The organism is Coraliomargarita algicola (assembly GCF_033878955.1).
Lineage (GTDB): Bacteria > Verrucomicrobiota > Verrucomicrobiia > Opitutales > Coraliomargaritaceae > Thalassobacterium > Thalassobacterium algicola.
The window spans coordinates 2,781,754-2,807,107 of sequence record NZ_CP138858.1 but is presented as its reverse complement, the minus strand read 5'-3'; the positions used below and the strand labels follow the sequence as shown (position 1 = coordinate 2,807,107).

General features: G+C 54.0%; 27 protein-coding genes. 15 read left to right on the top strand and 12 right to left on the bottom strand.

Going from position 1 to position 25,354, the window contains the following annotated elements; all coding sequences use genetic code 11:
* Positions 1–107 precede the first annotated feature (107 nt).
* Both polX and SH580_RS11330 read left to right on the top strand, forming a co-directional pair.
* Positions 108–1,889 carry a DNA polymerase/3'-5' exonuclease PolX gene (gene polX / locus SH580_RS11335; protein WP_319830990.1) on the top strand — a complete coding sequence of 594 codons (1,782 nt, stop codon included), beginning with the start codon at positions 108–110 and terminating at the stop codon, positions 1,887–1,889.
* Positions 1,890–2,188: 299 nt separating this feature from the next.
* Entirely contained in the window at positions 2,189–2,905 is a 717-nt protein-coding gene (locus SH580_RS11330) for a DUF3793 family protein (protein WP_319830989.1), read from the top strand.
* Positions 2,906–2,986: 81 nt separating this feature from the next.
* Here the strand turns inward: SH580_RS11330 and SH580_RS22190 are convergent, their stop codons facing one another.
* Positions 2,987–3,178: a 4Fe-4S binding protein gene (locus SH580_RS22190; RefSeq protein WP_425607093.1), complete on the bottom strand. Its 192-nt coding sequence runs from the start codon at positions 3,176–3,178 to the stop codon at positions 2,987–2,989.
* Positions 3,179–3,514: 336 nt separating this feature from the next.
* Here SH580_RS22190 and SH580_RS11325 point away from each other — a divergent pair, with 336 nt between their 5' ends.
* Positions 3,515–3,892 (top strand): hypothetical protein, encoded by a 378-nt coding sequence (locus tag SH580_RS11325; protein ID WP_319830988.1) that lies wholly within the window; start codon positions 3,515–3,517, stop codon positions 3,890–3,892.
* Positions 3,893–3,926: 34 nt separating this feature from the next.
* Here SH580_RS11325 and SH580_RS11320 read toward each other — a convergent pair whose 3' ends face one another.
* The 4 genes from SH580_RS11320 to SH580_RS11305 form a co-directional block, all read right to left on the bottom strand.
* Positions 3,927–4,487 carry an RsmD family RNA methyltransferase gene (locus tag SH580_RS11320; protein WP_319830987.1) on the bottom strand — a complete coding sequence of 187 codons (561 nt, stop codon included), beginning with the start codon at positions 4,485–4,487 and terminating at the stop codon, positions 3,927–3,929.
* Positions 4,484–5,296, bottom strand: a complete 813-nt coding sequence (gene kdsA / locus SH580_RS11315) for a 3-deoxy-8-phosphooctulonate synthase (RefSeq protein WP_319830986.1) — start codon at positions 5,294–5,296, stop codon at positions 4,484–4,486. Before kdsA ends, SH580_RS11320 begins: the two co-directional genes overlap by 4 nt.
* A gap of 67 nt (positions 5,297–5,363) precedes the next feature.
* Positions 5,364–6,752, bottom strand: a complete 1,389-nt coding sequence (locus SH580_RS11310) for a hypothetical protein (protein ID WP_319830985.1) — start codon at positions 6,750–6,752, stop codon at positions 5,364–5,366.
* Positions 6,749–7,543 (bottom strand): TatD family hydrolase, encoded by a 795-nt coding sequence (locus SH580_RS11305; protein WP_319830984.1) that lies wholly within the window; start codon positions 7,541–7,543, stop codon positions 6,749–6,751. Before SH580_RS11305 ends, SH580_RS11310 begins: the two co-directional genes overlap by 4 nt.
* A gap of 198 nt (positions 7,544–7,741) precedes the next feature.
* Here SH580_RS11305 and SH580_RS11300 point away from each other — a divergent pair, with 198 nt between their 5' ends.
* Genes SH580_RS11300 through SH580_RS11290 form a run of 3 tightly spaced genes read left to right on the top strand, consistent with a single transcriptional unit; the run spans position 7,742 to position 11,601 of the window.
* Positions 7,742–8,317, top strand: coding sequence for a DUF2179 domain-containing protein (locus SH580_RS11300; RefSeq protein ID WP_319830983.1), 576 nt, complete (start codon positions 7,742–7,744; stop codon positions 8,315–8,317).
* Position 8,318: 1 nt separating this feature from the next.
* Positions 8,319–9,764, top strand: coding sequence for a coiled-coil domain-containing protein (locus SH580_RS11295; RefSeq protein WP_319830982.1), 1,446 nt, complete (start codon positions 8,319–8,321; stop codon positions 9,762–9,764).
* Between the two features lie 4 nt (positions 9,765–9,768).
* The gene (locus SH580_RS11290) at positions 9,769–11,601 is read left to right on the top strand and encodes a BCCT family transporter (RefSeq protein ID WP_319830981.1); all 1,833 of its coding nucleotides are present in this window, start codon (positions 9,769–9,771) and stop codon (positions 11,599–11,601) included.
* A gap of 51 nt (positions 11,602–11,652) precedes the next feature.
* Here the strand turns inward: SH580_RS11290 and SH580_RS11285 are convergent, their stop codons facing one another.
* The 5 genes from SH580_RS11285 to SH580_RS11265 form a co-directional block, all read right to left on the bottom strand.
* A complete protein-coding gene (locus SH580_RS11285) occupies positions 11,653–12,561 on the bottom strand; it encodes an archaeosortase/exosortase family protein (protein WP_319830980.1) in 909 nt (302 codons plus the stop codon).
* Positions 12,562–12,662: 101 nt separating this feature from the next.
* Complete coding sequence (locus SH580_RS11280; RefSeq protein ID WP_319830979.1) at positions 12,663–14,603, bottom strand: sensor histidine kinase; 1,941 nt, start codon at positions 14,601–14,603, stop codon at positions 12,663–12,665.
* 23 nt (positions 14,604–14,626) lie between these two features.
* Entirely contained in the window at positions 14,627–15,223 is a 597-nt protein-coding gene (locus SH580_RS11275) for a LemA family protein (protein WP_319830978.1), read from the bottom strand.
* A 30-nt stretch (positions 15,224–15,253) separates the two neighbouring features.
* On the bottom strand, positions 15,254–15,961 hold the full coding sequence (locus SH580_RS11270; protein WP_319830977.1) for a hypothetical protein: 708 nt from the start codon (positions 15,959–15,961) through the stop codon (positions 15,254–15,256).
* 26 nt (positions 15,962–15,987) lie between these two features.
* Positions 15,988–16,800: a TPM domain-containing protein gene (locus tag SH580_RS11265; protein WP_319830976.1), complete on the bottom strand. Its 813-nt coding sequence runs from the start codon at positions 16,798–16,800 to the stop codon at positions 15,988–15,990.
* Between the two features lie 121 nt (positions 16,801–16,921).
* Between SH580_RS11265 and SH580_RS11260 the strand changes: the two genes are divergently transcribed.
* The 4 genes from SH580_RS11260 (at position 16,922) to SH580_RS11245 (ending at position 18,688) form a co-directional block, all read left to right on the top strand.
* On the top strand, positions 16,922–17,467 hold the full coding sequence (locus SH580_RS11260) for a hypothetical protein (RefSeq protein ID WP_319830975.1): 546 nt from the start codon (positions 16,922–16,924) through the stop codon (positions 17,465–17,467).
* A gap of 2 nt (positions 17,468–17,469) precedes the next feature.
* Positions 17,470–17,625 (top strand): hypothetical protein, encoded by a 156-nt coding sequence (locus tag SH580_RS11255; RefSeq protein ID WP_319830974.1) that lies wholly within the window; start codon positions 17,470–17,472, stop codon positions 17,623–17,625.
* Positions 17,626–17,751: 126 nt separating this feature from the next.
* On the top strand, positions 17,752–18,117 hold the full coding sequence (locus SH580_RS11250; protein ID WP_319830973.1) for a hypothetical protein: 366 nt from the start codon (positions 17,752–17,754) through the stop codon (positions 18,115–18,117).
* Positions 18,107–18,688, top strand: coding sequence for a helix-turn-helix domain-containing protein (locus tag SH580_RS11245; protein WP_319830972.1), 582 nt, complete (start codon positions 18,107–18,109; stop codon positions 18,686–18,688). Before SH580_RS11250 ends, SH580_RS11245 begins: the two co-directional genes overlap by 11 nt.
* 843 nt (positions 18,689–19,531) lie before the next feature.
* Here the strand turns inward: SH580_RS11245 and SH580_RS11240 are convergent.
* On the bottom strand, positions 19,532–20,218 hold the full coding sequence (locus tag SH580_RS11240; protein WP_319830971.1) for a YceH family protein: 687 nt from the start codon (positions 20,216–20,218) through the stop codon (positions 19,532–19,534).
* A 204-nt stretch (positions 20,219–20,422) separates the two neighbouring features.
* Entirely contained in the window at positions 20,423–21,091 is a 669-nt protein-coding gene (locus SH580_RS11235; protein WP_319830970.1) for a hypothetical protein, read from the bottom strand.
* Positions 21,092–21,251: 160 nt separating this feature from the next.
* Between SH580_RS11235 and SH580_RS11230 the strand changes: the two genes are divergently transcribed.
* The 5 genes from SH580_RS11230 to SH580_RS11210 all read left to right on the top strand — a co-directional run bounded on the left by SH580_RS11230 (position 21,252) and on the right by SH580_RS11210 (position 25,344).
* The gene (locus tag SH580_RS11230) at positions 21,252–22,712 is read left to right on the top strand and encodes an NAD-dependent succinate-semialdehyde dehydrogenase (RefSeq protein WP_319830969.1); all 1,461 of its coding nucleotides are present in this window, start codon (positions 21,252–21,254) and stop codon (positions 22,710–22,712) included.
* A gap of 95 nt (positions 22,713–22,807) precedes the next feature.
* Positions 22,808–23,323, top strand: a complete 516-nt coding sequence (locus tag SH580_RS11225) for a GbsR/MarR family transcriptional regulator (protein WP_308950161.1) — start codon at positions 22,808–22,810, stop codon at positions 23,321–23,323.
* Positions 23,324–23,365: 42 nt separating this feature from the next.
* A complete protein-coding gene (locus SH580_RS11220) occupies positions 23,366–23,731 on the top strand; it encodes a hypothetical protein (protein ID WP_308950162.1) in 366 nt (121 codons plus the stop codon).
* 356 nt (positions 23,732–24,087) lie between these two features.
* Complete coding sequence (locus SH580_RS11215; protein ID WP_319830968.1) at positions 24,088–24,678, top strand: fatty acid desaturase; 591 nt, start codon at positions 24,088–24,090, stop codon at positions 24,676–24,678.
* A gap of 204 nt (positions 24,679–24,882) precedes the next feature.
* Positions 24,883–25,344, top strand: a complete 462-nt coding sequence (locus SH580_RS11210; protein ID WP_319830967.1) for a hypothetical protein — start codon at positions 24,883–24,885, stop codon at positions 25,342–25,344.
* The last annotated feature ends 10 nt before the right edge of the window (positions 25,345–25,354 follow it).

Genomic DNA, 25,354 nt, shown 5'->3' with positions numbered 1-25,354 from the left:
GAAGACCGCCGAGAATCAGAGCCGAACCACTGCGGTCTTCACAAGTGAAGCCCCTACGTTTTTATCCTACGCTTGTCATCTGGATTAACTGTCTCAAGTTTTCGTATATGAACAAAGCCGACATCGTAGACGTCCTCGAAGACATTGCTGTGCTCTTAGAGCTCAAGGGAGAGAACCCGTTTAAAATTCGTGCCTATTCCGGGGGCGCGCGGGTGTTGGAGACGATGGAGGACGACTTGGGCGAGGTGATTGCCGAGGGGCGGCTGGGCTCGATCAAGGGCGTCGGCTCGGCCTTGGTCGACAAGATCGAGACGCTGTATGCCACCGGAGAGCTGGAGTATTATACCAAGCTGCGCGCCTCCATTGCGCCGGGGTTGATCGAGATGTTGGACATCCCCGGGCTGGGCGGCAAGAAGGTGAAAAAATTGCACGACGCACTCGGCGTGGAAAGCATCGATGCGCTCAAAGCTGCCTGCGAAGCGGGCGAGGTGTCGGCGCTCAAGGGCTTTGGTAAAAAGTCAGAAGAAAAGATTTTGACCGGCATCGCCAATCGGGCGGCTTACGCTAAGCGCCACTTGTGGTGGGATGCGCGCACGGTGGCAGAGCCCATTCTGGCCGGCTTGCGCGACTTGCCGCAGGTCGAGCAGGCGGAAGCGGCGGGCAGTTTGCGGCGTTTAAAAGAGACCGTGGGCGATTTGGACTTTATCGTGGCCAGCTCCGAGCCACAGCCGGTGATGGACTGGTTTGTGGGGCAAGACTCCGTGCAGGAAGTGACTGCGCACGGGGAGACGAAGTCCAGCGTGCGCTTCGAGTCCGGCTTGCAGGCCGACCTGCGGGTGGTGCCTATGGCGCAGTTCGCCTTTGCACTGCATCATTTCACCGGCTCGAAGGAGCACAATGTCGCCATGCGCCAGCGTGCGCTGAGCCGGGGCTACAGCTTGAGCGAGTGGGGGCTAAAGCCTTCGTCGAACTCAGGCAGTGGGGAGTTGGAAGTGGAGCCTTCGACAGGCTCAGCTCAGGAGAGTGGAGAGTTGGAAGTTTCTTCGGAGCAGGAGCTGTTTGAATTTTTGGGCTTACAGGCGATTCCGCCGGAGTTGCGTGAGGGCATGGGTGAGGTGGAACGCTATGAGCAGGGGGGCGATTCGGTGCCATCCTTGTTGGAGCTTTCGCAAGTGCGGGGCGTCTTTCATAATCACACCACCGCATCCGATGGGCGTGGCACGATCGAAGAGATGGCCGAGGCCGCGGAGGCGCTCGGTTTCGATTACCTCGGGCTGGCGGATCACTCGAAGGCCAGCTACCAAGCCAATGGACTGGACGATGCGCGCGTGTTGAAGCAATTGGAGCAGATTCGCGCTTATAATGAGTCCGGGGAGTCTGGCTTACATGTCTTTGCAGGCATCGAATGCGACATCTTGCCCGACGGTTCGCTGGACTTGGAGGACAGCACCTTGGCTGCGCTGGATTACGCCGTGATGTCGGTACACTCCAGCTTCAGTCAATCGGAAGACGAGATGACTGCGCGTGTCATACGCGCAATAGAGCATCCGGGCACGGTGATGCTCGGGCACCCGACCGGGCGTATCTTGTTGCGCCGCGAGTCTTATAAGATCGACCTACAAAAGGTGATCGACGCCGCGATCGCCAACAAAGTCATTATCGAGATCAACGCCAATCCCAAACGCTTGGACATGGACTGGCGCCTCTGGCGCAGAGCCGCGGAGAAGGGCCTGATGTGCGCTATCAACCCCGACGCACACAAAACAGAGGGGCTCGCTCACTACGCGGCCGGGGTAAACATCGCACGCAAGGGCGGCATTCCCGCGGAGCAAATCTTGAACTGCCGGGACTGCGCGGGCGTCGCGCAGTGGTTTGCCGAGCGCCGATAGCAAGCGCTTCCGATCTTCAGCGACAAGAACGCCCGGCTATGTGCTCACAGCCGAGCGTTGATATGACATTATCTGGATATGTAGAGATCAAGCAGCGAAGGCTATAGCTCATGCCTCCCATCATTTAAGATGATTGCTGTATTAATCTACACTTAGACTATAGCATGGCGCTTGCTTCTATTTCTACCCGCACACGGAGTAAAAATAGCCCAATTTGAAGGCGCGTCTGCGTCGTTTGCATTATTTTGCGCGCTGCAGAATGAGACTCAGTATCATATGGGGCTTGCAATTTTGAGAGAGTGCGTATTGGTATGCGGCGGGTGGATGCATTCCGCATCGCTCATGTGCAGCACACAAAGCAATCGATTCACTTCACATTCGCAGTCATGGTATTGGAACAAACAGAGGCAAATATGCGGCCCTTTCACGATTGGAAGGCCTCATTGTCGCGTGCATCTGAGCTGGAGCAGCGCTTTGATGCTTGGGTGTTTTTGAATGCTTCGAGTGTCTTGTTAAGTGAAAAGACCGGAGAGCTGCTGTCTTTGGATCTCCAGGAGATGGGCATGTCGGTGGCACAGGTGGAGGCAGGTCTCGCGCGTCTGTCAGCGCAATGGGGCTTTGATTTTCGTTTGTTGATCGAGAGCAATGGTCTGCAAAAATTTATTATATTCCAAGCAGAGCGCCTACAGGCAGTGCTGGATAGTGCTCCCTATTGTGTGATGGGGGCGCAGCTTAATTACAGTTATCCACTGCGAGCGGGTCATTTCATTGAAGAGCTGAACGAGCGTTGGCGTCTGCATGGCACGATCCCGCATGAGATCGGAGTGGCGCTCGGCTATCCGCTGGAGGATGTTTTTGGCTATATGGGCTTGTTGCCGCTGTCTTGTAAGGGCGCGTGTGGCTGGCAGGTTTACGGCTGCATGAAAGAGTCGCAGCGCCGCAGCTGTGCTTTCAATAATGCGCGCTGTCAGGCTTTGATTTTCCTTTCACAACTTGCGAGCAGCTCGGCTAGTTAGGCGTATGCACAACAATGCCGCACCCCTTTACAGGCAGTGCGGCATGTCGTGTTCGGTGCGAGAAATTGCCTAACTGCGAGGCTACTTCTTTACGATGGCGTCCGTCGGGCACTGGGGCACACAACGAACAGCGCCCATGTTGGAGCAGCTATTACACTGATCGGCATCGACTACATACGTTTTGTCAGTGGCGTGTGCACTGATCGCATTGCGCGGGCATACCGGACGGCAGGCATCGCACATAACACATAGATCTGGTTTAATTAGATACATGATGATTGATTTTTTTGTAATGTGCTTCGAGGCACGCCGAGTGCGAACCTGACTTATTGAGACTCAATTTGTCGTCTTTGGCAAGTTGTATGTGTTGGTTGTATGGTCTTAACTTGCTGCTTAATAGCTAATTATGCGTTTTAAGCGTTATTGAGACTCAGTAGCCTTCGGGGTGAGGCTTATTGAGACAGAATGTCAGTTTATAGCCAGCCCGCTGCGGTGGCTCTGCGCAGGCTTCAAGTTCTGAGCGATGTGCGGCGCGGTGCACTCTGAGCTTTTCTTTAAGGCGAGGATTGGTTGAGATGCGGGATGCCTACTAAACAACACGCCCTCGTTATGTGGATCCTCTGGTTTGCGCAGCTGCAGGCTGCGTTTATCTTTCAATTTTTCTTGGCTGATGGGTTTTCCAAAGAAGCGAACGCAGAGGAACCGATGGCGATCTGGTTGTGGTTACTCTGTCTGCTGCCGCTGGTGGTGGCGACGGGCATTCGCTGGTTGAGTATTCCGAAATTGACGGAGCCTACCAAGCAACTGGTGGCCATGATCATCGGCCTCGCATTGTGTGAGGGCAGCGTGCTGGGCAGTATTTTTCTGGTGGCACCGAGCTACCCACAATTCCAGATCGGTATCCTGATGGTGGCAGTTGTGAGTATTATTCAGTTTGCACCGAGTTATGCCACGCCCGGGTATCAACTGGAGCAGCTGGAGCGTTGATCGCTACGGGAGTGTGCTTTCTCTCAATCCCTTGCTACGATCTTTTGAAAATGGCGGCGGTGGGTTTGTCTTTGCCGGCTTTGCCGATGCGGCGCTGTAGTTCCCAGCCTGGGATGTCGGGCTCTAAGTTGCCAGGGAGCTCGAGTATGACGCGGGCCTCGGGGGTGGCGATGGCGTCGACTGCTTGGGTGAAAATGCGGCCGATCTGGTCGGCGATGATGTGGTAGGGCGGGTCGAGAAAGATTAAGTCGTAGGCGGGGCTATTGACGTCGAGACTGAAGACGTCGCGGGCCACGACCTTGGCGACTGGGGCCTCTAATTGGCAACTACGCAGGGCCGCGCGCACATTTTCTTGCAAGCACCTGAGTGCCGCGCGGTCAGATTCGAAAAAACTGGCACTGGCGGCGCCGCGGCTGAGTGCTTCCAGTCCGTAGCTACCGGTGCCGGCAAAGAGGTCCGCCACGCGGCAGCCTTCAACGCTAGGCCCCAGGCTGGAAAACACCGACTCGCGCATGCGGTCGGTGGCGGGGCGGGTGCTATCGCCTTTGGGGGCTTTGAGTGGAATGCCGCGTGCGCGGCCGCCTGTGATTCTCATGAATCACCCCCTGTTGAACATCGAACCGCTTGCCAGACGCGCAGTAGGCTTTCGACGAGTTGTGGGAATTCGCCGAGTGGCACTTGGCTGGCGGCGTCGGAGATGGCTTTTTCGGGGTTCGGGTGTGTTTCGAGAAAGACACCATTGGCTCCGGCAGCGATGGCGGCGCGAGCGAGGGGGGCGACATATTCGCGCTGTCCGCCGCTGATACCGCCGGCACCTCCGGGGATCTGCACGCTGTGGGTGGCGTCGATAATTGTCGGGTGGCCGTTGCCTGCCATGATGCTGAAGCTGCGCATGTCGACGACAAGATTTTGGTAGCCGAAGGTGGTGCCGCGGTCGGTTTGCCAGATTTCTGCCGCGCCGGCTTCTTCCAGTTTATTGGTGACGAACTCCATTTCGTAGGGCGAGAGGAACTGGCCCTTTTTGACATTGATCGCGCAGTCGGTGGCGGCCGCCGCGACCAGTAGGTCGGTTTGACGGCAGAGAAAGGCAGGGATTTGCAGCGCATCCACGACCTCGCCTACTGTGGCGCATTGATCAGGTGTGTGGATGTCGGTGATCGTCTTGAAGCCATATTCAGCTTTGATGGTTTGGAAAATTTCCATGCCTGCTTCCATGCCGGTGCCGCGGTCGCTGCCGATGGAGGTGCGGTTGGCTTTGTCGAAGGAGCCTTTGAACAGGATGTTGAGTTCCGGGTGCTTTTGTTGGAGCGCCGCCAGCGTGTCGGCTACAGGGCGGCAAGTTTCGAGGCTTTCGAGTGAGCAGGGGCCTGCTAGCACGAGGAGTTTTTCGGAATCGTATATCATGCGGGTGATTAAGAGTGGCAATCTGTGAAAGGCCAAGCTTGCAGTTGAGCAATGAATCCTCGAGGCCTTAGTCCACGCCGATTTGGTTGGCTAGGTGAGTGCGTATGGCTGGTTCGAGTTCGGCAGTTTGCACCCATTCGAGCGCTTGGTGTGGTTGACTGCGCGACCATTGAATGATGCTGTCGGTCAGTCGCAGGATGCGGCGGTCGGGATCGTCGATAGTATTGGCCCATGCGGCGGCGGCTTCGGGCTCGAAGGCTTGGATGCTTTCGCTAAAACCGTAGGCAGCGGCATCGCGCAATTCACCGGCGGGTTGTTCGTTGAGCCATTCAGAAGCTGCGATGGAGTCGCTTTCGGCCCAGACTTGCATCAGGCTGTTGGCGTATTCTGCGGAGTAGATTGGATCTTCGGGAGCTAGCTTGGCCAGCCATTGGGCGGTGCGGATCGGGTCGGCTTGTGCGCGACCTGTCACGAAGGAGCTGACTGCGATGGAGGCGTAGTTATTGTCTGCTAAATCACGCACGAATAATTCGGCATCTTGCGGGGCTTGTTGGCTGAATTGGAGAATCGTCTGGCTTAGGAGCTCGTAGTTGCCATTAAACTCAGCTTCGCTCAATGCCCAGATGCTGGCTGCCTTGGGGTCTGTTTGGGTCCAGGACTGGGCGAGTGCTAGAGTGGCCTCTGTGCGGATGGGGCCGTTGGCGAGGCCCGTAACCCAAGCGAGGGCTGCATCGGGGTCGGTTTGTACCCATTTCGCGGCCAAGGTCTTTGCGGCGGTGGTTTTACTGCCGTCGTTGGCCATGCCGTCGATCCACTCTGCGGCCGCGGTGGGATTGCGTTCTGCCCAGAGTTCGACACCGTTGCTGAGAGTTTCCAGCCGTGCAAGGCCCTGCGCATTGGATTCCAGCCAGAGTAGTGCGGCTTCAGAGTCCTGAGTGGCCCAGAGGGCGACGACTTCCAGCATGCCTCGCAGGCGCTCACTGCCTGTATGCTGATTTTGTAGCCAGAGCATTGTAGCTTCCGGATCTATTTCCGCCCGGCGGCGTGTTTCTGCTAGAAAGCTGTCGTTGGTGGCTGCCTGTACAATGGGCGTGAGCACCGGATTTCCAGGGCTCGGGGCTGTGTTTGTAATGGGCTTTAAGAGCGGAGGGTGAATCTGGCTGAGGAGTGGGCGTGTGATTTGGCTGAGGAGTGGGCGTGTGATTTGGCTGAGGAGTGGGCGCGTGATTTGGCTGAGGAGCGGCAGGGTAATGCGCGCCAACAATGGTTGTTGGGAGGCATTCCCACTGGCTTCGATGGGGCTTAGGATTGGGGCGCTGCTACTTGCTGTGGCGGCTTGTCGCTCGGCGCGCAGAGCATCCAGTTCGACGCGTAAATCTATAACATGCGGCAGTGCACACAGTAGTGCGAGGTCGGCAGCTACGATGAGGGCACTTTTAGCAAAGCCTGTAATCATAATTTAAAAAAGTCTCTGGTGTTTTGGCTACTGCGTGCGGCCAGCTCTGGGGCCTCCATGGTGAGCGCTTGGGCGCAGCGCTCCGCGATGTGTGTGAGGTAGGCGGGCTCGTTGGGCTTGCCCCGGTGGGGTTCCGGGGTGAGGTAAGGGCAGTCCGTTTCGAGCATCAGGCGCTCGATGCCTTGTTGGCGTAGGGCTTCGCGGACCTTGTTGGCGCTTTTGTAAGTGGTGATGCCGGTAAAGGAGGCGCGGCCGCCGCGTTGATTGATCTGGGCGATTTCTTCGGCGCCATAGGTGAAACAGTGGTAAACGATGCGTCGCCAGTCGATGCCCGACTCGTCGATTAACTGCACACTTTCGGTAAAAGCTTCGCGGCTGTGAATGATGACCGGGCAGTCCAGTTCACTGGCCAGCATCAGCTGTTGGCGGAAGGCAGCTTCTTGCAGTAGAATCGTTTCGCCTGCTTGCACCGGGTCTTTGGGCAGGTGGAAGTAGTCCAAGCCGATTTCGCCGAAGGCAACGGGCGCGTGAGGCGGCATGAAAAAGGTACTGATCTGGCTGACGGCGGCTTCCCAGTCAGCATCGACGTAACAAGGGTGTACACCTACGGTGTAGTCGATTTTACCCGCATATGCGGCGTGCATCTCGCGGTAGGGCACCCAATCGGCAGGCGAGGTGCCGACGGTGATGAAGTGCTGCACGCCAGCTGCGGCCGCGCGCTCTAGCATGGGCTCCAGTTCGCCTTTGTCTTTAAAGCTCTTTAGGTGGCAGTGACTATCGATGAGTTCCATAGGCTTAAACAGCCTGTTGGATTTCCTGAGAGTTGAAAGCGCAAATTCGTGTCATCACGATTACAATAATTACGCAGGGTATTTATATCGAGTGGGTCAATTTTATCAGGGGATTGCTTTCAATGGCTATAATGGAGGCTACTATTGGTGACTTAGTCTTGTATGTGTGGCGTAGGCGGGTAAAGCTGCGCTGCCTTCATGGCTTTTGAATTTAATGATTTGCCTCTCGGCTTGCTGGCTTTGCTCGTCTTTTTCTCCCGTGTGCTCGATGTTTCGATTGGGACGATCCGGATGATTGCGACGGTGCAAGGACGTATCGTGATGGCTTTCGTTCTAGGGATTTTCGAGGTGACGATCTGGTTGATCGTGATCGCGACTGTGGTGAATACGGTGCTGGAGCGCCCATGGCTGTTGTTGTTTTACGCACTGGGCTACTCGACAGGCAATGTGGTCGGTATCGTGCTGGAGCGTAAACTCGCGCTCGGTCATGCGATTTTGCGGATCATTACGGGGACCCATGCTCAGGAAATTCTGGATGCTTTGATTGAGGCTGATTATCGTGTGACTCGCTTCGAGGGCGAAGGCGTCCGCGGTCCTGTCAGTGAACTTTATGTCGTCTGTGAGCGTAAACGTCTCGCGCCTGCGCTTAAGCGGGTGCAAGCGATCGATCCAGATGTCTTTTACCTCTGCGAGACGCCCAATCGGGTGCGTCGTTATCGCGGACAAATGGCAATAATGCCGCAAAACTGGAGATCTCTGCTTAAGCGCAAATGATATGTTGATTCGATTACGAAATAGAAACCGGTCGCTGTGTTGGTTCACTGCGGCCTGCCTGGCAGGCACGACTTTGTCTGCCCAAACTAAGGAGGAACTTGCTGAGCGCGTAGCGCAATTAGAGCAAGCCCTCGCCACCGCCCGCACCGAACTGAGTGCCGCCACCGAGCGAGAGGCCTTGGCCACGGAACGCGCCACTTTGGCGGAAAACTCACTGGCAGAGACGGAGACAGCATCGTCCACCAGCTCTAAAATACAGATCGGTGGTCTGAGCATCGGCGGGGCGATTCGCGCCAATTACTACGGGGGCGATTATAGCAGCAATGGATTGGCCAAGGATATGAACCGCGGTGATGCGGGGACTATTAGCCTGGATACCTTCCGCCTAAATGCCGACTACGCGAATGGTCCCTGGCGCGCCAAGTTCGAGTATCGCTTTTACCCAGGCTACTCGGGAAGTAACTCGGACGGCTATAGTTTTTTACATACTGGCTGGCTAGGCTATGACTTTGCCAGTGGCGATCAAGTGCAAGTAGGCGTCAATCGCGTGCCTTTTGGCCCTGGCGCTTATGGGATCTCGCAGAGCTGGTTTTTTGATCAGCACTACTATGTCGGACTTTCGGACGACATGGACCTGGGGATCAAATATGTCGCTCAGCGTGGCGATTGGAGCTTCGACTTTGCGTATTACTATGCGGACGAAGGTTCTTATTTCGGGGAGAATTTCTCCAGCGATAGTGTCCGCTATTCCTACGACGTCGTGAATGAGACCGGCGATGGCTATCAAGAGCGCAATCAGGTCAACCTGCGTGCGATTTATGCCGCGGATCTTGGGCACGGCATTACTGCTGATCTCGGTGCATCCGCGCAGTTCGGCCTGCTGGAAAGCCAGGGCGGCCAAGATGATGGGGAGCACTATGCGTTTTCTTTTCACCCCGTCTTTAAATGGTCGAATTGGACACTCGCGACGCAGTTGACCTATTACAAATACGCGATTGATGGCTACGTGGATACGACCGACGACGGCATCGATAACCCCACCGACACACTGGTGCAATTTGGTGCCTATGACTTTGCCACTTTCGCGGCGGCCGAGGCTTGGATTGCGGGCGTCTCGCTCAGCTACTACTATGAAGTGAATGCTGTGGACTGGCTCGATTACATCGTTCCTTACATCGAATACAGTTCGATCATGAAAACGGAGTCTGGCTTCAACGATAGCGACCTCTTCGTGGTCGGTAGTGCTTGGGCGCGCGGCGGTTGGTATATTTACACTGAAGTGGCCGCCTCTAATGGCAACGACTTCATCGGTAATGAAGCCGGCTACGGTGACCCGACTAGCGGCGCGACGAATGACGATGGTGTCTTTCAAAGTAGCCGATTCGGAGCCAACCCGACCAACGAGTGGGAAACCCGCTTCAATATTAACTTCGGATACTACTTCTAAGCCAATGACAAAGAAACAATTCACACCTACTAAAGATGCGAAGCCGCCCACCTTGGCGGAAAAGCTCAAGCACGCTGAAAAAGTCGCCCGCGAAAAGGCGATCAAAGAGCGCGCAAAATTCCGCGGCTTACAAATCCGTCCCACTCCCGGCCTCTTCGACGAGTCAGAGCAGCAGGAGGCGGGCGAGAACAACTGGAGCGGCTATGGCTTCGACATTCACCCACATGTGACCTTTTCTGCAGTCTTCGTGTTGACGGTTTTTATCGTGATCACACTGATGTTTAAAGAAGAGGCCGCTGCGTTCTCAACGGATGCCCTGGCCTGGGTTTCCGGCAGCTTTGGCTGGTTTTTCATTCTCGCGGCCAATGTATTTATAGCGGCAGCAGTTTATTTTGCTTTCAGTCGCTTTGGGCGGATACGAATCGGCGGGGCCAAGGCCTTACCCGAGTTTTCTACCATGGCTTGGTATGCGATGCTGCTGAGCGCTGGTATGGGGATTGGGCTCATGTTTTGGAGCGTGGGCGAACCGATGTATCACTACGATTCGCCCTCTCCTATGTTTGGCACGGTCGAAGGGCACACGCCTGAGGCGGCGCAGGCGGCCATGGGCGTTACCTATTTTCACTGGGGACTGCACCCTTGGGCGATTTATTCAATCGTTGGCCTAGGCTTAGCCTTCTTTGCGTATAATCGCGGGCTGCCGCTCACCATCCGCTCGATTTTTTACCCGATCCTCGGTAATCGTATCTATGGGCGCTGGGGCGATTTGATCGATGTGCTGTCAGTGCTCGCGACCTTGATGGGACTGGCGACTTCGCTGGGGCTGGGAGTTTCGCAAATCAACGCCGGGCTCAATCACCTCTTTGGGCTGAATATATCGCCTACGGTGCAGGTGGTCTTGATCGTTCTGATCACTGCGGTGGCAACGCTCTCAGTTATGTCCGGCCTCGACGGTGGGGTGAAGCGCCTGAGTGAGCTCAACATGGGCTTAGCCGGACTCTTGTTGCTCTTCGTTTTGATCGTTGGGCCGACGGTTTATATCATGAGCGGATTCACGCAGAATTTGGGCTTTTACATTGAGAATTTTGCTCAACTGAGCCTGTGGACGGAAACCTTTCGCGAGACCAATTGGCAAGGAGGCTGGACGGTCTTTTACTGGGCTTGGTGGATTTCATGGTCGCCCTTTGTCGGTATGTTTATCGCTCGAATTTCGAAGGGGCGCACCGTGCGAGAGTTTATCCTTGGTGTGATGGTGGTGCCTACGCTGCTTTCGTTTTTGTGGATGTCTGTATTCGGTGGCTCCGCACTCTGGATGCAGACGACTGGAATGGCCGATATCTCGGCTGCGGTGAATGACAATGTCGCCACCGCCATGTTTGCCTTGTTTGAAGGAATGCCTCTGAGCAGCATTTTGTCCTTCGTGGGCATTATTCTCGTCTCAGTATTTTTCGTGACCTCGTCCGACTCTGGTTCGCTGGTGGTCGACCACCTGACTTCGGGCGGCAAGCTGGACTCGCCCGTGCCACAGCGTGTCTTTTGGGCAGTGATGGAGGGCGTTGTCGCCGCAGTGCTCTTACTCGGGGGCGGGCTCAGGACTTTGCAAACCGCCTCGATTATCACGGGGCTGCCCTTCACCATTGTGCTCTTGATGATCGTGTATTCGCTCTATCTCGGCCTTTCCCATGAAGCCTATGTCGAAGACGCGGTGAAGAGTAAACTGCGCGATGTGCATGCAGATCACCGTCTGGATGAAGCCATTTCGTCGGCTCAAGAAGAGTTGCTCCAGCAGGCAGATTTGGTCGTTAAGGATACGTCTCCAGAGTCAGGCACGAGCTGAGCTTGGGTTCGCCAGTCCGTTCGTCCGTAGTCGGAGGCAGTTGGGTGCTTGTTACTTGATTGCCTCCGGCCTAGTCGGACCATTGAGCGAGACCCATACTAAAATCAGGCAAGCCCAGTAGGTGAGCCCGCCCACGATTTCATGCATTAGATGGTAGTGTTCCATCTGTGAGGGCGCGAGCATGACAATGATTACGATGCGGAGGGTGTTGAAAATAAAGCCAATGATCACACCTGCCAGCATGTTGAGGCAGAGGTCGAAGACGTTGAGGCGCCGGTAAATCGCCAGCAACAGTGATAGTAACAGACTGGTGAGTATGACGCCGAAGCCGTTACACTCTGAGGCCACGTGGAAGGGATAGTCATTGACCATTAAGATCAGCATCGGTGGACCCGCCTCTTGCCCGACCAGCCCGAGATCGGTGCTCTGGCCGAATAGCCCGAGCACATAGCCGCTCCACTGACCAGCCATCGAGCGTAAGGGCCAGTCCAGCGGTTCCATTAAGATGCTCAGCAATAAAAAGGCACACAGCGTGCCTGCCACGGTTCGTGTGAGTCGTTGCGTGCCTTCGCCAAAAACAAAGCGCACCATCGCGGCCAGTGCACAGCAATAGGCCGGGATAATCAATAGACGAGCCCATGCGGCGTCTGCGACCATGGGCACTAAATAAGTGGCCATTAATAGGCCGTAGGCCGCATAGAGCGCACGGCGTGCCGAGGCGTTGAGCTCTAAAGGCTGAGTGACTGTCACGCCTCCGAAGCGCACCAATAGCACCGAAGCGGCGACCAGCACGATCAACGCATTGAAAATACGACTTTGATCGTTAGCCGTCTGCGCGAACCAAGTGGTCAGCGGCCATAGTGCAGCCGTGAGTAGTCCAAAGAGCAAGACGTGCAACCAGAAGCTAGGTTGACGGTATTTCTCGGTGAAGCTGCTAACTAGTTGTTGGCGAATGGGCATGGTGCTTAGTTCAAAAGAATCGCGAAGCGTGGGCGAGCGGGAAATATCTTCAGACTCAATATTCAGGGGCAAGTTCCCTGTGGCTGCTAGTGCATCCGCGACTAGTGATTGGGGAGTGTAAACCAGAAGAGTGAGCCGCCTGCTTCGGGGCTTTCTGCCGCTAGACGACCGCCTTGGGCTTCGATGAATTCTTTGCACAGTAATAAGCCGAGCCCGCTACCTTTTTTACCGTCTGTATCCGTTCGGATGCTTGAGTATTCTTTGGGTTGGAAGAGTTGATCTAAGTTCTCTTCTGGTAAACCGATGCCATTGTCCAGCACGCTGAATCGTGTTTCGTTGAGGCCTTGTTTGATTTCGACACGGACAACGCCTCCCACAGGTGTAAATTTAATAGCATTGCCGACGAGGTTACGGATGATGGTCGACAGCATTTCAATATCCGTATCCAGTAAGGGCTCCCAGGGGCATATGCATAGGAGCTCTATATGTTTGGCCGTGGCGATCGGCCGCATTTCGTCCAGGGTGGTTTCGATCAGTGTCTTGGCGGCCACTGTTTCCTTTTGGGGGACGATTTGTCCCTGTTGTGCACGGGCCCAAGTGAGCAAGCGGGTGAGTAGGTCATAGGTCTTTTGGCAATTTCTGCGCAGCTCGCTGAGTTCGTTGAGCGGTATGCTGATACGCTTGCGCTCGTAGTCTTGCATCAGGTGTAGCAGCGCGCCCAGCGGCGATTTTAAATCGTGTGCGATGATGGTAAAGAATTGATCCTTGGAACGGTTTAAATTCTGCAGGGCGGTTGTGCGTTCATGCACGCGTTGTTCCAAGCTGGCGTTGATTGCTTCCAGCTCTTGGCTGCGGTTTTTGAATCCTAAGCTTAGTTGAGTGTAGCGACGTATTAAGATGATCAGGAAACAAATGCCGATCAATAGCGGACCCATATACTCGGTGCGGGGAGCGAAGGGCAGAATCCCATGGGCAGTGAGCCCATTATAGACCATGATCACGTAGAAGAGGCCAAAGCCGACGGCAAGTATGCGCTGGTCGCAGCTGCCCTGGATTGCTGCAACTGCCAAAGCGATTGCTAGTGCCAGCAGTGTGAACAGGGCTAATAAATCGAAGTAGAGATAGAAACTCGATAGGTTGCTCACGCCCATGCCGGCCAGTGCGAGCGCTGCGATCACAAAGAGTAAATGCACTCCCCAGACGAGCTGATGGCTGCGCCAGATACCCTTGCCATACAGTGCGTGCACAAAGCCAGCCATGCTGACCGGAAGTAGGAAGTAACTGCCAGCTGCGAAGTATTGCCAAAATATTGGCTGAAACAATAGTAGCTGCTTAATTTGTGATTCTATGATGGGGATACAGCCTAAGTTGATCAGGAAGGCGCCCATGATGAGCACTGGCAAACGCCAACAGGCCAGTGTGGAGCATAGCATAATGATGCCGCTGACTATTAAGACCAGTCCTACCGCAACAGGAAACAAGTCCTGCCGGATCATGTGCTGTAGGTGTGCATATTCACTGCCGAGTGCAATTTCTCCCCAGAGCCCGATGTCAGAATAGTCGGAATATACTCTGAAATACAGTGACTTGCCAGAGCTGTCGGGGGGGAGGTCGATCAGGTGCCATGGCCAGCCCTCGAAGCTGCCGCTGCCGTCTGCGGCAAAGCTACCATAGTTGTAGATCAGCCGGTCTTCCAGATAGACTTCTACGATCAGGTCGACGCTTGTGATGAAAAGTGAATAACCAGGTAACGGGGTCTCGGGCAAGTCGTATCGATACCACACATTATGACGGCCGTCTCGGAAGGGGGGATCGCTCGGAAATTGGATCGGCATCCATGCCAGCTTATCATGCTCTTGGGTCCATTGGGGCACTCCGTCGATGATGGGGGAATCGCCCCAACGATAATGCCAATTATCTGCTAAGGGCGTGCGCTGATGCGTGCCTAAACTGGAGGCTTTGGCGGCGAGCGGCAGGAGCGTGAGCAGTAGCCAGCATAGGTAGATCCAGCTGCGGAACGCCTGGGACCGTGAAAGGGACATATGATTGAATTCCTGCCTTTGCCTCATTCAAAATCCACCACCGGCGCGCTCGTGGCTTCACTGACAGCTTCGAAGTAGGCCTCCTTCTTTTCGAAGCCCATATTATTGGCGATCAGCACGGCAGGGAAGGTGCGGATGGTGGTGTTGTAGGCCTGCACACTTTCGTTGTAGCGGCGGCGCTCGACGGAGACGCGGTTTTCGGTGCCAGCGAGTTCGTCCTGTAGGCGTAGGAAATTTTGGTTCGATTTGAGGTCGGGGTAGCGCTCGGAAATCACCATCAGCTTGCCTAAGGCAGCTTCCAGGCCAGTCGCCGCTTGAGCTTTTTCGGAGACGCTGCCCGCTTGGGCCCATTGGCTGCGCAGGGCCGTGACTTCGGTCAGCACCTCGCGCTCCTGCTTGGCATAGCCCTTGACGGTATTGACCAAGTTCGGGATCAGGTCAAAGCGGCGCTGCAGCACATTCTCCACTTGCGCCCAATTGGCGTCGACGGCTTCGTCCTGTGTGACGATGCGGTTATAGATGCCTTTGATGTAAAAATACCCGATCAATACCATCAGTAGCACTACGCCGAGTGCAATGAGAGAGCCGAATAGGCAGCCGTTTCTTTGTTGTTTCATCATAGGACTAGAGAGTTTTTTGCGGGAGGCAGTTTATTCGCCAGCATTCACTCGGTCGAGAAGAGTTTCGATTTGTTCCAAGTAGCGAGCCAATAGTGCGCGGTGATCTTGTTTTGTTGCTAAGCCTTGCACGCTTTGTGCCTTGAGCGTGTGAATACTTTCGAAGGCATCGATGGGGCTGTTCAAAGCTGTGCCCAGTGCGCGCGTGGCAGCCAACTTATCCGTGGGCACTGAGTCGCTAAAGAGGCGCAGCGCACCGCGGCATACCGTTTGGAAGGAGCTGAGTGAGTCGATTAATAGGTGTGGTAGCTCTTGCTGTGGTTTGCGAAGTTGCAAGTATGCCTGCCTTAGCTTGAGCAGTTTGGAGCGAAGTTCGAATTCGACCTGCTGGCGTAGGTGGGCGGGATTGACCTCTATGCCGCGCAGCGGATCGTCGCCATGGAGCACGCGGTGCGATTCCACAATGTCCAGCATTTCCATCGGAAACACATCGGCCGAGGCGCGAAAGCGCTCTGGAGTGAAGCAGAGTGGGGCGGGGTTGCCGGCCTGCTGCCATTTGGCACTGGGGGCACGTATTGCGTCCAGATTGGCCACGCTCCATGTGTCTGCGAGTAGCAGCAAATTGTAGTCGGAGCGCCCTGGGATGTAGTCGCCCGCCGCGGAAGAGCCGTAGAGGACCACTGCCTGTAGCTGACTCGCCAGCGCTGCTTTGATTGATTCAGTAAATGTTTCCGGTTTCATGATGATGTCTCCTTATTTAAAAATGTTTACCAGCCGCCGGATGCGCCGCCGCCTCCGCTCATGCCGCCACCAAAGCCGCCACTGCTGAAGCCGCCTCCGCCGCCGAAGCCCCCGCGCGAGGAACTGCCGCCGTAATAGCCGCCGCCTCCGTAGTAACGCCGGCGACCGTAGCGTCGACCGCCGTAGCCCCCACCGCCTCCGCCACCTTGATTGCGAATCGCACTATAGATGACGAAGACCACGAATAGACTGAAAAATATAAAGACCAGTGGATTGTTGCGATCGCGATCGCGCTTAGAGCTTTGCGGACGCGTTGCTTGCTGGGCGAGTTCGACCCCGTAGTGCTTGGCCACTATGTTGGCTAGGGCGAGTGCCCCGGCTTCCACGCCTTTTTCCATTTGATTTTGCTTAAAGTAGGCCAGCACATATTGATCACGGATCTGGCCTGCGCGTCCGTCGGGAATCACGCCCTCCAGCCCGTAGCCGACTTCGATCCGCATCTTGCGCTCTTTTACTGCGATCAGTAGCATCACGCCATTGTCTTTACCCGCCTCGCCGACGCCCCATTTTTCAAATAAGCGGTTGGTAAAGTCATCGATCTGGCCGCCCTGCATCGAGGGCAGCGTCACCACCACGAGCGAGGCGCCCGTCTTGGCCCGCAGTCCATCCAGGATGCCACGCAGGCGTTGTTCCGTATTGCTAGACAGTAAGTTCGCGCGATCCGTGATGCTGCCTGTCGGCTCCAGTTGGGCGATCAATTGCTCGCTGGTTGCGGCACTCAGTGGAGTACTCAGTAAGAGTGCCCAGCCGCAAAGTAGAATCAGTATTCTTCGATACATAGAACTGTGCAGCCTTTCAGGAGCTCGCTTCAATGACAATGGGAAAGTCGTATCAGAACGGCAGATGCAGCATATATTTTTCTAGACCTTGCAGGAAATTTCGACTAATCTATTGATTGTCATGGCAGCTATTGAATATTCTGGAGAAATCCCCGCTGAACGCGCCAGCTGGGAGGAGCTGCATGTTCAAATCGCAGCCATTCATGCGAATGAGCGTTTGATGCAAATTTTGGGTGAGTTGCCGGATGAAATCCTGCTGTTGAATCAAAATCGGCAGATTATTTATGTCAATGAAGTCGCGCTCAAGTGCTTGGGCGTCCAGGACCCTGCAGAGGTCTATGGCTGTCGGCCTGGAGAGGTATTTGGCTGTGTGCATGCTAGCCGGGGGCCGGGTGGTTGCGGCACTTCCGAGCATTGCAGTTTCTGTGGCGGGCTAAGAGTGATTATGAATAGCCTGAACGGGTATGCAGATGTGCAAAAATGTCGTATCGCTCGTGCTGAGGGAGCTGCGCCTCTGGATATGATCGTGCATGGGATTCCAATCAATCTGCTCGGGATGTCACTGTCTTTGGTCTGTTGTCAGCCCAGCGCGAGCGAACAGAACAAGCAGGTCGCTGTGGCGAGTTTCCGAGTTCAGCGCTATGCGGCCTATCTGGAGGAAATCTGAGCATGCTGCAGACGATCTTTAATTTCTTAGTCCTTTTAGCCTTCGGCGTCATCCTTGTCTTCGCAGTGGGCACAGCTTTGCATTTTAAGCTTAAAAAGCAGAATAAACAAAGCCGCGAGGAAGCCCTGAAGGTGCAAAGCGACGAGCCTTCGGACTAGCGGCATTCACGTGCAGGGAGCGACAACTTGTACCAGTGTGTTTAGTGTATTACCACTTTTTGGAATAAATTTATGTCAATTTATCTGACTTTAGTTGATTTTAATTGCATTATGGAATAATATGGCATGTGGAACTTAAAGCAGACTTTACTTTTTGATCGCAAACTCAAGCGTTGGGCGAAGAAGCATCCAGATGAATTACAAGCCACATTTGATAATCTCGACACCTACCATGAGCACCTTAATTCAGGTCTTCCCGCGCCGCTTATTCAATTGGGCTGCATTCACCATGAACCTCAGGGTCTTAAAGCAATCGATCAAAAAGGCGGTGGTGCCAATTTAGCGCAGACGCGACTATATGTATTTCCCGATGAGAGCACAGATACGCTCCATCTTATCACGCTCGGCGATAAGAATAGTCAAAAATCAGACCTTAAAGAATGTGCCGATTTTATTGGTAAATTGAAGAAAGGAAACTCCCATGGCCACTAAAACTAAATCAGAGACTACAGCAGGCAAAGATAGCTTTAGCAATGTTCAGGACTTGCTCGTCAAATCTTTAGGCAAGAACGATGCACTGACACAATCTGTGAATCAACGGATCCATTCTCGTAAGCTGGTGAAGAAACTCATCGTTGCACGTAGCCAAGCCAAGCTTTCGCAAGCCGATCTGGCGCGTAAGTTGGATTGCACGCAGAGTCGCATTTCGAAAATCGAAAATGGCAGCGACGATCAACTTCGTGTGGCGGATTTGCGCGCTTACTCTAAAGCATTGGATACGGGGATTATGTTCAGCATCGGTGAACCCAAACGCCACGCGGTCGAATCGATCAAACATCATGCTTTGCAGATTAAGCATCACCTGGATCAGCTTGCGTCCTTGGCGCAAAAAGACGAACAGATCTCAACTGGAGTCGAAGACTTTTTTAGTGAAACGCTGTTTAATATGCTCAAGATCGTCGAAGATTCCGCGCGTAAGCTTCCGACAAATTCGATGGAAGAGGATGATATTCGGATCTACTCCAATAAGGAAGTCGAACACGAGGAGATATGCGAAGTTTGATTAAGAGGCCTAAGTAGAAGAACGTGAAGGGAAATGAAAAAAATAAAGCTTCCGACTTTGAGCCTCTTGCGCCCGAGGAGCGTGAGCAAATGTATCTCATACCAACTCGAAAAAAGTTTGGTCCTAATAGATATATCTTTTGTAACCTCGGTTCTCGGAACCGGGGCGATGCCGATCGCTCCCTGAAACAAAGTTTCGAGGCTACGCAAAGGCCAAGCTTATAGATCATGTATTCTTAGAGGTGGTCTCACACTATTGTGAGTATCTCAGTTTCACCGGTGCCTTGAGCTGGGACGACTACGCTTCGGATTTCCCGTATTTCAGAAAAATACGATATAACCTCTGCAGGTGCGGATCGGCAAAGCCGTTTCGACCGGCGGTTGTCGCGCTGCCGCAACTCGAAATCGCTTCAGTCTTCGCTAAAGCTACGCCCGGACACGTCGCGAGTCCGCTACATTTAAACGAAAAATTATGCGTTAATATCTTAGCAAACTTCTGAGGTTCTGCCATCCTATTCACGTTAATTAACGGATGGCTCATCTTTTTAGGATAAATGGACACGCTACGTCCCAACGCAATGCCGTGCCTAGTAGTCATCGGGGGGAAATGATTCTGCCTCTAATGATTCTGCCTAAAAAATATCCTGATAAGGCCCCTCCCCGGTTCAGGCTAGAAAGAATAGTGAGAAGACAGATGTCAGAGGCCAGAGATGAATATCAATCAGTTCTGGCACTTCTTGTTTCGCCCAAATGGCGCATGCCGTGATTTTCATAACGAACGGATTCACAGTGACTGGCTTCTGTTTTCTGACTTCAGGCCTCTGACTTCAGAATTAAGGTGCGCCTACTGGAATTGTTTCTGAAATTCTTCGAAGGCGGCCTTTAATTCGTCGAGTTCAGCTTGGAGGGTTTCTACCGTGGTTTCCAGCTCTTGAATGCGTGCATCGCGGCTGCTGAGCGGGCTGGACGTGCTGATGACTGCCTCGCTATCGGCGGTGTCCGATTCTGTTGCTGGTGTGGGCTCTCCGGAAAAGAGGTGCTGATAGCGCTCTTCTTTTTTACCTGGTAAACGCGGTAGCTTTGTCCACATCGGGCGGTCGATATCTTCAGCGATCTCCTTCAGCGTCGCCTCGACTTCGTCGGTGGTGGCAAAGGAATGCATGCGTTCGCAGCGGGTGCGTAATTCGCCGAGGGTCTGGGCGCCGCGCAGCAATAATACGGTGAGCAGTGCCTTGCCGGCTTTGTCGAGGCCGAGATGCTCGTCGATATTATGGCGATATTTGGCGACGCGTGAGCCGGCCACGTCGACGCGGAAGACTAACTTGGCCTTTCTCAGGTCGTCGATCGATTCCAGCACGGTTTCTTCGTCATATTCCACCACTGGCTGGCGGTTCGACTTTTGGTTACAGGCCAATAGCAAGCTGTTCAGGGTGAGCGGGTAGGCGTCCGGGGTGGTGGCCGCTTTTTCAAGTAAGCAGCCGAGCACGCGCGCGTCGACGGCAGTCAGAAGAGGGTATGTTTCGTTGTCCATGGAGTCTGTCAAAGCAGCTGTTGTGAGTTCTTAAAGGGCAGGTTTTAAGTGTGATGTCGATCGCTGTAAATAGTATCCGAGAAGGATTTTTCACTGTGGCGTGCACACCTGTGTCCATTGGATCAAGCGATACTCAATCCCTTAGTTGTCGACTTCGCCCTAGCATCTGTGGATGCGTAGAATCTGCTGCGATATTGACAGCGATCAGTCCAGCGTGATCAAGCGATCGGATAAATCGTTGAGAGCACTGCGGATCGCAGGAAAGGCTTCGGCCAGGCTTTGATACAGAGCCGTGGTATCGCTCTTCTGGCTGAACGGGTGCTGCGCAGCCGAGCGGTAAGAGCCGCCTCCGACAGATTCGTAAAATGAGAGAGCTGGCGCGCCGCGCCGTTGACTGCGTTCTTTAATCACCTGAGGGAAAATTCCGGTGAGAAATAGGAGGTGCTCTCCAGCCATGACATAGAGCTCATAGCGTTTGCCCTCGGGGCTGATCTCGATTTGTTTGAGCCAGTCGACAATATAGAAAATGCCCCGGCTACTAGTGTGCGGATGGAAGCCTGCTTCTAAAAAAAACTCCAAGACGCCGGAGACGTAGTCGGCCAGTTCCGGGCTGTCTAAGCCGGAGCTTTTTAAGCTGTGCCGGCTGAGTAGATAAAAGTAAAGGCGTGGGCTGATGCGCAGGGTGTCCGGGCTCGCGAGCACGTAGTCTAAGAGCGCGGGCTGGTCTAAAATCGTGTCGACGGTGGCGGGGGCGACCAGTAAGTAAGCGATCGCCTCGGCTTCGCGAGGGCTGTCGCCTGCCAACGCGGAACTGATGAAGTGTAGGTCGTTGAGGCTCAGTTGATGGCGATATTCGAGTCGTACCTTTGGCATGCCATTTACTGAGCTTAATTGATGCCAAAATGTCAAATTGTGGCATGTTCTTAATGTGCGAAGGGTTCGAATCCGGATGACGGAAGCTGGAGCTGCCTATGTGGCAGTAAATGTGGCTGAGCCTTGCAGGATGTCGGCACTCGTATACCTTACTTGTGCTATGACTGAGACGAAACTAGCTTCAAATCTTCTACAGCAACAGGCCTATGTGAACGGTGAGTGGATCGATGCCGAGGACGGGCGTCGCTTCGAAATTCGCAACCCTGTTGACGGTCAAGTGCTCGCGAAAGTGGCCGATTGCGGCGTCGCGGAGACGCGGCGCGCCATCGAGGCGGCCGAGGCGGCACTGCCCGATTGGCAGGCGCAGACTGCGAAAGCACGTGCAGATATTTTACGGCGCTGGTTCGATTTAGTGATGCAGCATCAGGACGCCCTTGCGGCCTTGTTGACTGCCGAGCAAGGCAAGGTGCTCTCCGAGGCCAAGGGAGAGATCGCCTATGGGGCGCATTATTTAGAATGGTTTGCGGAGGAGGCCAAACGTATCGATGGCGATATCTTGGCGGCACCCAGTCAGGATCAACGGGTGCTTGTCTTGAAGCGTCCGGTCGGCGTGGTGGCCGCCATCACACCGTGGAATTTCCCCAATGCCATGCTTGCGCGCAAAGTCGCCGCGGCCTTGGCGGTGGGCTGCACCTTTGTGGCCAAGCCAGCGAAAGAAACCCCGCTGTCTGCACTGGCTTTAGCCGCACTGGGCGAAGAGGCGGGTCTGCCGGCGGGCGTATTCAATGTCGTGTGTGGCAGTGACTCATCCGTGATCGGCGGCGAGCTGACCGCCAATCCGATTGTACGTAAGCTCACCTTCACGGGGTCCACCGCGACTGGCAAGAAGCTGATGCAGCAGTGCGCCGACACCGTTAAGCGCACCTCCATGGAACTGGGAGGGAATGCGCCCTTTATCGTATTTGACGATGCCGATCTCGATGCGGCGGTCGCAGGAGCCATGGCCGCGAAATTTCGTAATGCCGGGCAAACCTGTGTGTGCGCGAACCGTCTATTGGTGCACGCGGATGTGTATGATGCCTTCGTGGACAAACTTAGCCAGGAAACAGAAAAATTCCAACTGGGCAATGGTGCCGACGAGGCGGTCACGATGGGGCCACTGATTCGTCCGAGCGCCGTTGACAGTGTGCAGGCGATCGTGAGCGAGGCGCTTGAAGCGGGTGCGGTTGCGACGGTTGGCGGACAAGGCTCAGAGCTCGGCGACTGCTTCTATCAGCCGACAGTGCTGCGCGACTGCGCGCCCTCCATGCGCTGTTTTAAGGAAGAGATTTTTGGCCCCGTGGCGCCTGTTTTCAAATTCGAGACCGAGGCCGAGGCGATTCAGCTGGCCAACGATACCGAGTTCGGGCTTGCCGCCTACTTCTACAGCCGCGACTACGCCCGCATCTGGCGCGTGAGTGAAGCCCTCGACTATGGCATGGTCGGCATTAATGAGGCTGCGATCTCCAATCCGATGGCCCCCTTCGGCGGAGTCAAAGAATCCGGGCACGGTCGCGAAGGTTCCAAATATGGGGTCGATGATTACATCGAAACGAAATACCTCTGCATGGGCGGGCTTTAAGCAGCAGTCATTGCGGAACTTGTTCTGCCTTCAAAATAATAATTTACGTGTATAATATCCTTGACGAAGTTTCAGTAATTACTGAAACTTCAATCATGAACAGCGAAGATTTTGCAAAGACAAAGGCCGATTTTATAGCACAGTGGGGCACGCTCGGTAGCAGCTGGGGCATTAATCGCACCATGGCGCAGATCCATGCCTTTCTCATGCTGGCGGTGGAGCCCACCGACACCAACGAAGTCATGCAGGCGCTCAAAATCAGCCGCGGCAACGCCAACAGTAATTTGCGCGACCTTGTCGGCTGGGGCTTGGTTCGACGTGTGACCTATCCGGGCGATCGCAAGGAATACTTCGAAGCCGAAAAGGATGTTTGGACGATGTTTTGTATCATTGCCCGCGAGCGTAAGCGGCGCGAAATCGACCCCGCGCTCAATTTACTGCAGTCCTCCTCGTCGAAGTCCTATAAGAAGACTGACCCCGAGCAGCAGCTCTTCGCCTCGCAAACTAAAGCGCTCGCCGAGTTCGTGCAGACCGCCGACCTCGTTCTCGATAAAGTAGCCCGCTCCGAAGAGAGCAAAGTGCTACCCTTCTTAATTAAACGATTTAAATAACGCCCCGCACAGATTGCGGGGTGCATTCAGAAAGAAAAAACAATGAATACATTAATCTTACTCACCTACGCACTCTATGCCACAGCCACGATCGCCATGACGGTTTGGGTCGCACAAACGCTCTACCGAGCCGGTCATATTTTCTTGGTCGAAGCCTTCCACGGCAACGATGAGATGGCCGCTGCCGTCAATCACCTCCTGCGGGTCGGCTTTTATTTAGTCAACCTCGGCTTCGTCTTGATGTTTCTGAAATACGGCAGACATCCTGAGACCGTTGTCGCCGCAGTCGAGTACCTCACCACGAAGGTCGGCATCGTCCTGATGGTGCTCGGCGCGATGCACTTCTTCAATATGTTCAACTTCGACAAGATGCGAAAGAAAGGCCGCCGTCACGTCGCAGAGCTGTAGCGAATATTTCAAAATATTAATCGGAGCTGAACCATGAATGTACAAGAAATACCTCGGATGCGAAAGCTTATCATAAGACAAACCCAGTGGCAGGGCGTGTTGTTTGGGCACCCGTTAAGTCCCTTTGGTTTAGTTTTCATGCGGTCATTGCAGTCGTTGGGGGGATCTTTACTTTTAGTTACGGTGCAGTAGCTATAGCATTCGTATTTACAGTTGCGACCCTTTGCTTAGGGCATTCCATAGGCTTGCACCGGCTCCTTGTGCACCGAAGTTTCGAATGTCCTCGTTGGTTTGAGTATTTCTTAGTCCATCTCGGAACGGTGGTCGGGATGGGAGGACCGTTTCGCATTCTATACATGCACGACATCCGTGATTGGTCGCAACGTCATGAAGCATGTCATCCCTACTTTGTTCACCAGAGTAAGATTTGGCGTGATTATATTTGGCAAATGCACTGTGACCTACGATTGAAGCATCCTCCGGAATTTAAGATAGAACCACGAATCGCGCAGGATCGAATATACCAGCAGATGCAGAAGGGCTGGATGCTCCAGCAAGTGCCATGGGCTGTTTTATTCTACCTGCTTGGTGGTTGGCCATTTGTGATTTGGACTGTGTCGGTTCGTATTACAATCTCTCTGATTGGGCATTGGTTGGTGGGGTATTTCGCACATAATACAGGGCAACGTGACTGGCACCTCCAAGGGCACGCAGTTCAAGGGCACAACCTTCCCCACATAGGATTACTCAGCATGGGAGAGTCTTGGCATAACAATCATCATGCATATCCCGAATCTGCGAAGCTCGGTCTGAGAGCATCACAACACGATCCGGGCTGGTGGGCCCTTCAGGCGCTCCAGGCCATTGGTCTAGTGTGGAAGCTAAAGCTTCCGAGGGACCTTCCTTATAGACCAGAACTCAAAGCAATATACGGAAAAACTAAATAGCCGAGTATATCCATTATTTTTTACCATGATATATCTACAGATTTTCGCCTTATTGCTGAAGCAGATCAATATTGCACGAACTGTAGGAAAGAAACGTAGGGGCTTCACTTGTGACGCCCGCCGATAGTGAGTCGAAGGGCGTTGAGGTGTGCGCAAGTGGGCTTGCCCGCACAAGTGTTCCGCTCCCCTCGCGTGTTAATAACTATGAAACGATATTTTAAACTATGTCTGTGGAGCCCGATTTGGTTTCCAGTCGTCCTCGGGCTGATCGCTTATGCGCTCGAAAGCCTAACAGGGGATCTTTATGATACACTTCCTGAGTGGACAGTTGTTATTGGTTTTGTCGTTGTGCTCTCTGTCTTGTACGGGGGCGTTCAATACTTGATCACAATTGTTTTCCTTTGGGGGCGAATTAATTTTGATGATGCGAGAAGCTGGGTGAAATACATCTTGATGTTGCCGCTGATATTTACGCTGGTTCAAGTGATCACGATGTTTGTGCTCATTGGATGGACTGCTCAAAGGCTCGATGATTTGAGTTGGATCGGTGCTCTGGCTCTTTTCGATCTAGTGCTAGGTTATGCGTATGTAGCGGTTTGGTTGCTGGGATTTATGGTGATACGAGCGTATCAAAGTTTTGTGACGCAGGATGCTAGATATGAATGATCATAAGAAA